This is a genomic window from Lyngbya sp. CCY1209 (assembly GCF_055795065.1).
The window spans coordinates 1-10,174 of sequence record NZ_JAYFER010000175.1; the positions used below are offsets into that span (position 1 = coordinate 1).

Here is a 10,174-nt window from a genome sequence, read left to right on the forward strand (position 1 = left end):
CGGGGAAACTCAGACCCGCGAACCGGGGGGTTGACAAAGTGCGGATTTTGTGCAGGGGTGCGGAGGGAGCGATCGCGATCGGGTCAATTTTGATGGTCGTGACGCCCCCGGCTTGTGATATCAAATCTGCGGATATTGAATCGGGTGGAAGACAACGGAGAGCTTGGGAATGCATCCAAAGACCCAAATTATCGGTAAGGTTCGGGCGGAAGGGAAAAAACCCTACACCCTAGACCCTACACCCTATTATTTATGCTCCGTATTGAGTTGTTCTTCCAACTTGCGGCTCGCCAGGGACATCGAGTAGCAGAACACCCAATAGAGAACTCCGATAAACAGGTAAACCTCCGAATAGCGCCCCAGAAACTTGGGGTTTGCCAGGATAGAACGGCTAATGCCCAGCAACTCCACCAGTCCGACGATCGCCAACAAAGTCGTATCCTGAAATAGGCTGATAAACTGTCCGACAATAGAGGGAATCGAGATTTTCAAGGCCTGGGGTAAGATAATCAACCCCAGCGTCAACGGGGCATTTAATCCGACAGCTTTCGCCGCATCGAATTGACCTCGGGGAATCGCCTGCAAGCCGCCGCGGACGTTTTCCGCCAGGTAGGCGGAACTGAACAGGGTCAGGCCGACGATCGCCCGCAGGACGCGATCGGGGCGCATTCCTTCCGGCAGAAATAGCGGCAGCAAAATCTGCCCCATAAATAGAATTGTAATTAAGGGCAGTCCCCGGATCAGTTCGATGTAGGCGACGGACAGCCAGCGGATCACCGGCAGGGGGCTTTGGCGTCCCAAAGCCAGCAAAACGCCGATGGGGAAACAGAGCAAAATGCTGATCACCGACATCAGCAGGGTGAGCATCAGGCCGCCCCAGAGGTTGGTGGAAACGACTTTCAGACCCAACCCGCCGCCGATCAGCCAGACGGCGACAATTAACAATACAAACCAGGAGAAAGGCAACCACTTGCCCAGCAGCGGTTTGATACTCCCGACCTGCCGTCCCCCCCAGGCGCCGAACAGGTTGAGGGCGACCATGCCGATCGCCCCGAGTCGGTAGATGATCGGTGTCGGAATGATCAGCATCAACAGGGTGATGATGGTGATGCCGATGACGATATTTTGGCTGAATAGGGTTGTCGTCCGTCGGGCTAAAAATCCCCAGGTGATGCCGGAGAGAGTGGCAATGAGGGCGAGTAACACCCACAATCGCCAATACTGGTCGTTGGGGAAGCGGCCGGCGAGAAACAGGGGTAAGTTGGCGGGAATGACGCTCCACTGGGCTTGGGTTCTCGCCCAGACGAGGAAACCGGCGGCCATCCACAGCAGGAAGCTGACGATCGCGATCGTGACCACGCCGTTGTACCAGGTATTGAATAAATTCTTACGCAGCCATTCGATAAAGCCTCCCGATTCGTCGGGAGGTTCGCGGGTGAAGTTGGACGGTTGCGGATTAGTTGTGGTCATCGGTGATGGTTATTTTTATGAATTACAAAATCGATTCGCTTTCCCGACTCCCTAATACCGACTCCCGACTCCCCATTTATCTTTCCCGCAGTTGGACACTGCGGTTGAGGAAGTTCATCGCGATGGAAATCAGCAGGTCGATGGTGAGGTAGGTCGCCATGATAATCAGCATCACCTCGACGGCCCGTCCGCTTTGGTTGAAGGTGGTGTTGGCGACGTTGTAAAGGTCGGCGTAGGCGACGGCGATCGCCAAACTGGAGTTTTTCGCCAAATTCAGATATTGGCTGTTGAGGGGGGGGATGATCACGCGCATCGCCTGGGGAAACACCACCAGACGCATCACCGGCCCGGGTTTTAAACCCAGGGAACGGGCGGCTTCCCACTGCCCTTTGGGGACGGATTGAATGCCGGCTCGGACGATTTCGGCGATGTAGGCGCCGGTGTAGATGACCAGGCCGACGAGGAGGGTGGTAAATTCGATGGTCAGCCGCAGACCGCCCCGGAGGACGGGGTTATCTTCGGCGCCTTCCAGGGCGGGTTGTTGCCAGCCCAAGGCGAATAGAATAACTGCCGCCGCCACAACTGCCAGGACGGCGAGGGCGACGAGTTGGGGCTTGCCGGACTGTCCCCGTTCGACCATCACCTTGACCCGCCACCTCCACACGAAAAATGCCGCGATCGCTTCAATTATCAAAAATGCCAGCCAAAACCCGATCGCCGGACTCGCCGGCCAGGGGATGTAAATTCCCCGCTGGGTCAGAAAAATGGAGTCGAGGACGCCGATGCGATTTTCGACTTGGGGAAGTTGCAGGAAAATGCCGTACCAAAATAGCAGTTGCAGCAATAGAGGCGTATTTCGCACTAACTCGACATAAACCAAACCGATCTGACGGAGTAGCCAGTTGTTGGAAAAGTAAGAAACCCCGGCGACGATGCCCACAATAGTGGTGAGGATGATTCCGAAGAACATCACCCGCAGGGAGTTGACCAACCCCGCCAGCAAAACCCTGGCGTAGGGGTCGGTGGGGGTGTAGGGGATCAAGCTTTCTCCGATACCGAATCCGGCGGTACTATCGAGGAAGCCGAAGCCGAATTCGCTGCCCGTCTGTTGCAGGTTGCGGGTGAGGTTGATGCCGCCCAAGGTAAAAATGGCGAGCAAGATGGCGACGACGAGCACCTGAAGGGCAATTTTCCAGAAGCGATCGTCTCGCCAGAGGGGAATTTTCTGCTGATGGGTGTCCGTTGTCATGGTTTTCGTGGGGTGGTGGGCGGAAGGGGACTTTTTGAGGAATCAAATCCGCCCCGGTCAAAAGTCAAAAGTCAAAAATTCCCGTTTCCTACGCACTGATTCGGGTGAGAGTGAATCGGTCCTAGGGAATAGGGAATCGGCAATCCATCACCTTCCCTACACCCTACACCCTACACCCTACACCCTTCTCCAGTGGCAATTAACGGAACGGCGGTGCGTAGAGCAAACCACCGTTAGTCCACAGGTCATTTTGACCGCGATCTAGGTTGAATTGAGAGCCTTCGCCGAGGTTGCGATCGTAAATTTCGCCGTAGTTGCCGACGTGCTTGACGGCCCGGGCGGCGAAATCGTTGCTCAACCCCATGCTTTCGCCCAAATCCCCTTCGACACCGAGAAAGCGGCGAACCGTGGGATCTTCGCTGGTTTGGGCGAGTTCTTCGACGTTACCTTGGTTGATGCCCAATTCCTCCGCTTCGATCAGGCCGAACGTCACCCACTTGACGGTATCGAACCAGGCTGAGTCATTGTTGATCGTCACCGGTCCGAGGGGTTCTTTCGACATGGTGACGTCCAAGAGGATGTGTTCGTCGGGGTTCGGGAGGGTGCTGCGGCGGGCAATCAGTTGCGATTTGTCGGAGGTCATGCCCTCGCAGCGGCCTTCGGCGTAGGCGGCGTAGGCGGGGTCCGCCTGTTGGAAGGTGACGGTTTCAAAATCCACGCCCCGTTTCCTCATGTTGTCGGTCAGGTTGAGTTCGGTGGTCGTCCCCGCTTCCACGCAGACGGCCCGACCCTGAAAATCTTCCAAACTGGTGATGCCGCTGTCGGCTCTCACCATCATCCCCTGGCCGTCGTAAAAGGTCGTGGGGGCAAATTCCATCCCCACCGAAGTGTCCCGGCTGAGGGTCCAGGTGGTGTTGCGGGAGAGCATATCCACTTCGCCGGCTTTGAGGGCCTCGAAGCGTTCGGTGGAGTCCAAGTTGCGGTACTCCACGGCGTTGGGATCGTCAAACAGGGCCGCGGCCACCGCCTTGCAAATATCGACATCCAAGCCGGAATATTCGCCCGTCTCGTCCACGAAGCTGAAACCCGGAATGCCGCCATCGACACCGCAGACGAGCGTTCCCCGGTTTTTGACGACATCGAGGCGACTCTGAGTCGCCCCCGTCGAACCCGCCCCCCCCTCATCGGAACCCGTAGTTCCCGATTGGCAGGCGGTGAGGGATGCGACGGACAGGATGCTCGTCAGTAAAATAAAACCCCATTTACGCATGATTTTTGAATTGTCTTTGAATCGGTTGGTCAAGAACGACAAGCAACCAAAGTCTGAACTTTGGATGCCTCAAATGTTACTAAGCTTACCTCAACCTGGTCATTTGACAAGGGAAGGGAGTGCAAGAGAACGACAATTCAATTGCGAAAGATATCAATCTGAAATGCGATCGCTCTATCCGGAAGATATAAGGACCCGACGACCGGGGCGATCGCGTGGGCGGACCCTTTTATCAGAATAACGGTGACTCGACTGGCCTGCCGAAAGGAAGCTTGGCGGAACGGATCGGCCGAGTCGAATTCCGACCGACTTCCCCCTCGCCCAATTTTTTGGCTTCGTACCATTCGGTTAAAAAATATACGGCAAACAGACCGCAATCATGCCATCGATTCCCCCGTCAGGCGGGCTTCGGCCAGGTCGCGAATCAGGGACAGTCGGGAACTGATATAGTCGTTCAACAGATCGACTTCCTGGCCGTTGATGCTGGATTCGGTTTTCAAGCGCTTCAGCAAACACTGCACGAGGCTATCGTCGTCCAGACTGACCAACTGCGAGGGTTGCGTTGTTTCAACTAAAGACCAAAGTTGGCGGAGCATTGCGGGAGTCATAAGACCTCCTTATCGGTTAATCATCGCTCCCAAAGGCTGGGAGTCCACGAGTTTCTTACTACGCAGCCATTTCTGGATTGTCCAGGATGGATAGGCTGCCTTTATTTTTTCTTTATACTTTAAACCATAACCGAAATTCGCCCCGTCAAACACCAAATCACACAAGATGTCACATGAATTATCAATTACTTAATCAAGCGAAGCATAACTTGACAAAACTCATAAAGTGTAAAGTTCGATACACAATTATCTCTTCTTTCGGGTCGATTCCTTCTTTCTCGGCACGATCACCTCGATCGCTTTCGGAATCACCCGGAACCGGGCGGGGGTGTGGGCAGTAATTTCGCCGTCCGTGTTGATGGGATAGGGTTTGGCCGTCACCACTTCAAATTCAGTCCCCGAGAGCGTCCGCGTCCCCAAATCCCGGCGGTGACGCCCGGTCCACAGGGCCAGCAAAACCGTAAAAATTTGCCACCAGTGCTGAATTTCCAAGCTGTAGAGATCCAGACGGCGATCGTCGATAGTGGCGTCGTGGGCGATCCGCATCCCGCCGCCGTAAAACCGCCCATTTCCGATCGCAATTTGTAACGTTTTCACCCGCTTCCACCGGCCCTCAAATCCGATCTCCGCCTTGAACGGACGCCGCGTCAAAATCACATTGACGGCCGTGATGAGATCAGCAAAAATACCCCACCGGCGTTTGGCATCCCGGGTCAACTTGCGGGTGATATTGACGCTCAATCCCAGACTCGCCACGTTGAAAAAATGCTTCCCGTTCACCCACCCCAAATCGATCCGGTGTCGGTGTCCCACCGCGATGGTCTGGCAGGCCTCCGGAAGCGAAAGCGGAATCCCCAAAGTCCGGGCTAGATCATTAGCCGTCCCCAAGGGCAAAATCCCCAGGGGCAGGTCCGTCCCCACCAACCCCTCCACCACCCGATTCAGGGTGCCGTCCCCGCCCCCGACGATGATCAGATCCACGCGATCGCGATAGCTGCGGATCAGCGGCGGGAACTCGTCCGGATCTTGCACCGACTCCTGAATAATCTCCAAACCCAAAATTTGCAACTGAAGCAACGCCTTCGGCAATTTCTGCTGCACCTGGCGGGCGTGGGGATTGGCCAACAGCAAAGCCGTTTTGGGATCAGGTCCGAACATAATTAATAATTAATAATTAATAATTAACAATTAATAATTGCCTATTGCCTATTCCCCATTCCCCATTCCCCATTCCCTACACCCTACACCCTACACCCTACACCCTATTCCCCGATCACCCACCGCCAGAGGGGATGATTCGGTCCTTGTTTGCGAATTCGCAAGACCTGTTTTTCCAGGCGTCGGCGGTAGTCGCGGGGGAAGCCGATCAAGATGTTGCGACTCTGCCAGAGGAGGGTGCTGGCGGTCATGCCGAGACACAGGCCCAGACCGATCGCGCACAGGCGGTTGTGAAATAAACTGTAGCGCACCGTGGCCCAGGTGAAATAGTCCAGCAATAGGACGATGTCCGATCGCATCCCCCACAGGCTCAACGGCGCCACCAGCAGCCACAGGAGGGCCACGACCGCCCAGCGGCAGTAGACGGTCAATTCGTGCAGTTTCCGCATCTGGGCGGGCAGGCTGGGGTCGTCGGAGTTCGATTCGGGATACCACATGGGAATGTCATCTCCTATTCCTCGCCCGAGACGGGTTGGGGTTTGTCCTTGGCGACGGGGGTAGCTTTGGAGGGGTGACGTTCCCGCCACCAGGCCAAAAGGGTGCTGGCGACGAAGATACTGGAGTAGGAACCGGTGATGAAACCGACGATCAAAGCCAGGGCGAAATATTTGAGGGTTTCCCCGCCGAACAGGAAGATGCACACCAGGGGCAGCAGGGTGGTGACGGTGGTGTTGATCGATCGCGCCAGGGTTTGATTCACCGCGTCATCGACGATCCGGTTGATGGGGGCCTCCGGCATCCGCTTCAAAATTTCCCGGATGCGATCGTAGATTACCACCGTGTCATTAACAGAAAATCCGATAATTGTCAAGAGGGCGACCAAAAATAATGTGTCCGCCTCCACTCCCAACGTCAACCCCAAAATCGAGAAGATGCCCATCGTCACGAAAACATCGTGGAAGAGGGCGACGAAGGCGAAAACGGCGTAGTCGAACTGGAAGCGGATCGTCAGGTAAACCGTGATCGCGGCGAAGGCCACCAAGAGGGCCGTGAGTCCGGAAGTAAAAATTTGCCGGCCCAGGGTCGGCCCCACGGTGTCGATCTGGGTAGCCTGGGGGTCGAACTGGCCGATCGCATCTTCCAGGGCCGCTTCGAGGCGGGTGCGTTCGTCCACGTCCAGGCTTTGGGTGCGGACGGAGACGATCTGGCGGTCGCGGGCGATCGGATCTTTGTCCAACAACTGCACCGAACTGTTGCCCAAATTCTGCCCCACCAAAACCTCCCGCACCTCGGCGATGTCGATGGGCCCGTCGCAATTTCCCGGAACGCTACAGTCGAGTTCCAACTGGAGGCGGGTTCCACCGACAAAATCCAACCCCGGACGCAGGGGGGCGCCGATGTCGGGGCGGGTCCAGGAAATCGCCATCGCCACCAGTCCGCCGAGGATGACGGCGGCGGAAATCGTCCACCAGAGCGATCGCTGTTTGGTAACGCTAAAGGTCATAGGTCAGTCTGAGATTGTGGATAGAGACAAGGGGGGCGGAAACTAAGTCTCCTTGGGGAGATTGGGACAAAACAGGTCGGGCTTGCGGAACTCCGACATACTGATGGCTGTAAACATGAGGGTGCGGCTGCAGGTGACGGCGGTGAACATACTCACGGCCACCCCCAAACCGAGGGTGAGGGCGAACCCCTTCACCAGACCGGTCCCGAACCAGAACAGGGCGACGCAGGCGATGCCGGTGGTGACGTTGCCATCCAGGATGCTGCCGAAGGCGCGGTAAAACCCCGACTCCACGGAGCGATAGAGGGTCTTTCCGGCCCGCAATTCTTCCCGGGTGCGCTCGAAAATCAGCACGTTCGCGTCCACCGCCATGCCGATGCTGAGGATAAATCCGGCGATCCCCGGCAGGGTGAGGGTGACGCCGAGCAGGTTGAAGAGCGCCAACGTCAGCAAAGCGTAGACCACCAAAGCGATATCCGCGATCGCCCCCGGTAGTCGATAATAAGCCACCATGAAGATCAGCACCAAAATCAGACCCCCGATGGCGGCGTAGACGCTGCGCCGGATGCTGTCCCGCCCCAAGGTCGCCCCGACGGTGCGGTTCTCCACGATTTCCACGGGGACCGGCAGGGCGCCCCCCCGCAACTGCACGGCGATGTTGTTAGCCTCTTCGGCGGTGAAGTTTCCCGTAATCACGGCGCTGCCCCCGGTGATGCCGGTTTCTGCAAATTCCACCGAAACCGTCGGATAACTCAGCAGGCTCTCATCCAGAAAGATCCCGATCGTCCGCCCCGTCCCGGCCAAATTCTTGGTGAGTTCGGCGAAGTTGTCGCCCCCCTCGTTGTTGAAGCGCAGCACGATTTCCCAACCGTTGCTCCCCTGGGTGGGTTGGGGGAAGGAATCCTGGAGTTGCTGGCCGCGGATGACGGGATCTTGGTAAAGTTGAGCGATCGCCTCGTTGCTCTCTTCGAGTTGTTGGAGGAGTTCGTCGAGTTTCTCGTCCTCCCCTTGGGCGATCGCTTCTTCCACCTCCGCTTGCAAAACTCGGTTCACCTGCACCTCCGCCAGAAGCTGGCCCTCGGTGCCCCGCTTCTGTTCCCGAAAGTCCAACTGGGCCGTCCCCCCCAACACGCGCTCGGCCTGTTCCGGGTCGCTGACGCCGGGAAGCTGCACCAAAATCTGGTCGTCCCCCACCGTCTGCACCACGGCTTCCGACACCCCCAGGCCGTTGACGCGGTTCTCGACGACGCTCTGGACGGCTTCGAGCACCCGCTCGTCAATTTGGGGGACTTCCTCGGAGGTCTGCAACTGGATGGTCAGTTGGGAACCGCCGCGCAGGTCTAATCCCAGGCGGATGGGGACTTTGACCAAAACGATGACGGAGGCAATGACCAGAATGAGGATCAAGATCAGGAGGGAACGCTGTCTTCGCATACTAAATTTGAGGTCGGTGAGCGGACTGGAGAACAGACGGAACGGGCGATCGCACCCGCCGGGGACAGGGCGACAAGTGCTTGTGGATTGATTTTGGGCGAGGATGACAAACCTGGAAACCCTCATGAAAAGGCGGTTTCTATTCCCCACACCCCACACGCCCACAGGCCTACACCCGTTTGCAATCAAAGCCAGTCTAACATTTGAGCCGCACAAAAAATCCCCCGCGTGGCGGGAGATTTGGGAGCGATCGCCCGCAATTCGAGACGGTATCGGCCAATTAAACCCGGACGGACATCATATTCTGGACGGCCTCCAGAATTTGCTCGGGTTGCACGATCGTCAGCCGTTCCAGCATCCCGTTGTAGGGGGTGGGGATGTCTTGGGAGGAGAGTCGCAGCACCGGGGCATCGAGTTCGTCGAAAAAGTTATCGTTGATGGAGGCTGTCAGTTCGGCTCCGATGCCCCCCGTTTTCATACATTCCTCGACAATGATCACCCGGTGGGTTTTGCGGATCGACGCCCCGATGGTTTCGAGATCCAGCGGTTTGAGGGAAATCAGGTCGATCACTTCCGGATCGAACCCCTGTTTGACCATCGCCGGGACGGCCTGCATGACGTGGTGCCGCATCCGGGAGTAGGTCAGGATCGTGACATCTTTCCCCGATCGCACGATCTCGGCTTTGTCGATGGGGACCACATATTCCTCGTCCGGGATATCTTCTTTGAGGTTATAAAGCAGGACGTGCTCGAAAAATAGCACCGGGTTGTCATCCCGAATCGCCGATTTGAGCAATCCCTTGGCGTTGTAGGGGGTGGAACAGGCGACGATTTTGAGCCCGGGGACGGCTTGGAAATAGGACTCCAGACGCTGGGAGTGTTCGGCGCCCAACTGCCGCCCCACCCCGCCGGGTCCCCGGATCACCAGGGGCATTTTGAAGTTGCCGCCGGAGGTGTAGCGGAGCATCCCGCCGTTGTTGGCGATCTGGTTGAAGGCGAGGAGGAGGAATCCCATGTTCATCCCTTCGATGATCGGCCGCAGTCCGGTCATGGCGGCGCCGACAGCCATCCCCGTGAAACTATTTTCCGCGATCGGCGTGTCGAGTACCCGCAGGTCGCCATATTTTTTGTGCAGATCCTTGGTCACTTTGTAGGAACCCCCGTAGTGGCCGACATCTTCCCCCAGCACGAATACGGAGGGGTCGCGGGCCATCTCTTCGTCGGTGGCTTGACGCAGTGCATTGAAAAGTAGAGTCTGTGCCATCTGGATTGATCCGAGTGTAGTGGATGTGACTGTTTATAATAACCCCTTCCGGGTGGCGATCGCTCCCAAACAAGAAACCGGGTTTCTAGAAGCATCTTCAATTTCCCCACAAAGATCTCAGTAGAAACCCGGTTTCTAGGCGCGATCGCTCCCAACAAAGAAACCGGGTTTCTAGAAGCACCTTGGGTTTCCCCCCGAGATCTCAATAGAAACCCGG

The 10,174-nt window shown here is 56.9% G+C and carries 10 protein-coding genes; all 10 read right to left on the reverse strand.

Annotated features, from left to right (window positions below; translation table 11 throughout):
- Positions 1-246 precede the first annotated feature (246 nt).
- Positions 247-1,470 carry an amino acid ABC transporter permease gene (locus tag AC0QHF_RS02665; protein WP_324702635.1) on the reverse strand — a complete coding sequence of 408 codons (1,224 nt, stop codon included), beginning with the start codon at positions 1,468-1,470 and terminating at the stop codon, positions 247-249.
- 76 nt (positions 1,471-1,546) lie between these two features.
- On the reverse strand, positions 1,547-2,719 hold the full coding sequence (locus AC0QHF_RS02670) for an amino acid ABC transporter permease (RefSeq protein WP_324702636.1): 1,173 nt from the start codon (positions 2,717-2,719) through the stop codon (positions 1,547-1,549).
- 199 nt (positions 2,720-2,918) lie between these two features.
- On the reverse strand, positions 2,919-3,989 hold the full coding sequence (locus AC0QHF_RS02675) for an amino acid ABC transporter substrate-binding protein (RefSeq protein ID WP_324702637.1): 1,071 nt from the start codon (positions 3,987-3,989) through the stop codon (positions 2,919-2,921).
- A 137-nt stretch (positions 3,990-4,126) separates the two neighbouring features.
- Positions 4,127-4,333, reverse strand: a complete 207-nt coding sequence (locus tag AC0QHF_RS02680) for a hypothetical protein (protein WP_324702638.1) — start codon at positions 4,331-4,333, stop codon at positions 4,127-4,129.
- Between the two features lie 33 nt (positions 4,334-4,366).
- Positions 4,367-4,597: a hypothetical protein gene (locus AC0QHF_RS02685; protein ID WP_324702639.1), complete on the reverse strand. Its 231-nt coding sequence runs from the start codon at positions 4,595-4,597 to the stop codon at positions 4,367-4,369.
- Between the two features lie 246 nt (positions 4,598-4,843).
- Positions 4,844-5,755 carry a lipid kinase gene (locus tag AC0QHF_RS02690; protein ID WP_324702640.1) on the reverse strand — a complete coding sequence of 304 codons (912 nt, stop codon included), beginning with the start codon at positions 5,753-5,755 and terminating at the stop codon, positions 4,844-4,846.
- Between the two features lie 104 nt (positions 5,756-5,859).
- Positions 5,860-6,252, reverse strand: a complete 393-nt coding sequence (locus AC0QHF_RS02695) for a hypothetical protein (RefSeq protein ID WP_324702641.1) — start codon at positions 6,250-6,252, stop codon at positions 5,860-5,862.
- Positions 6,253-6,266: 14 nt separating this feature from the next.
- Positions 6,267-7,259: a protein translocase subunit SecF gene (gene secF, locus AC0QHF_RS02700; RefSeq protein WP_324702642.1), complete on the reverse strand. Its 993-nt coding sequence runs from the start codon at positions 7,257-7,259 to the stop codon at positions 6,267-6,269.
- 42 nt (positions 7,260-7,301) lie between these two features.
- A complete protein-coding gene (gene secD, locus AC0QHF_RS02705) occupies positions 7,302-8,693 on the reverse strand; it encodes a protein translocase subunit SecD (RefSeq protein ID WP_324702643.1) in 1,392 nt (463 codons plus the stop codon).
- 280 nt (positions 8,694-8,973) lie between these two features.
- The gene (locus AC0QHF_RS02710; RefSeq protein WP_324702644.1) at positions 8,974-9,957 is read right to left on the reverse strand and encodes an alpha-ketoacid dehydrogenase subunit beta; all 984 of its coding nucleotides are present in this window, start codon (positions 9,955-9,957) and stop codon (positions 8,974-8,976) included.
- Between the last annotated feature and the right edge of the window lie 217 nt (positions 9,958-10,174).

What these genes read in the sequence shown, in the direction of transcription:
- AC0QHF_RS02665 (WP_324702635.1), bottom strand. Translation starts at nt 1,470, where the DNA reads ATGACCACAACTAATCCGCAACCGTCCAACTTCACCCGCGAACCTCCC.
- AC0QHF_RS02670 (WP_324702636.1), bottom strand. Translation starts at nt 2,719, where the DNA reads ATGACAACGGACACCCATCAGCAGAAAATTCCCCTCTGGCGAGACGAT.
- AC0QHF_RS02675 (WP_324702637.1), bottom strand. Translation starts at nt 3,989, where the DNA reads ATGCGTAAATGGGGTTTTATTTTACTGACGAGCATCCTGTCCGTCGCA.
- AC0QHF_RS02680 (WP_324702638.1), bottom strand. Translation starts at nt 4,333, where the DNA reads ATGGTACGAAGCCAAAAAATTGGGCGAGGGGGAAGTCGGTCGGAATTC.
- AC0QHF_RS02685 (WP_324702639.1), bottom strand. Translation starts at nt 4,597, where the DNA reads ATGACTCCCGCAATGCTCCGCCAACTTTGGTCTTTAGTTGAAACAACG.
- AC0QHF_RS02690 (WP_324702640.1), bottom strand. Translation starts at nt 5,755, where the DNA reads ATGTTCGGACCTGATCCCAAAACGGCTTTGCTGTTGGCCAATCCCCAC.
- AC0QHF_RS02695 (WP_324702641.1), bottom strand. Translation starts at nt 6,252, where the DNA reads ATGTGGTATCCCGAATCGAACTCCGACGACCCCAGCCTGCCCGCCCAG.
- secF (WP_324702642.1), bottom strand. Translation starts at nt 7,259, where the DNA reads ATGACCTTTAGCGTTACCAAACAGCGATCGCTCTGGTGGACGATTTCC.
- secD (WP_324702643.1), bottom strand. Translation starts at nt 8,693, where the DNA reads ATGCGAAGACAGCGTTCCCTCCTGATCTTGATCCTCATTCTGGTCATT.
- AC0QHF_RS02710 (WP_324702644.1), bottom strand. Translation starts at nt 9,957, where the DNA reads ATGGCACAGACTCTACTTTTCAATGCACTGCGTCAAGCCACCGACGAA.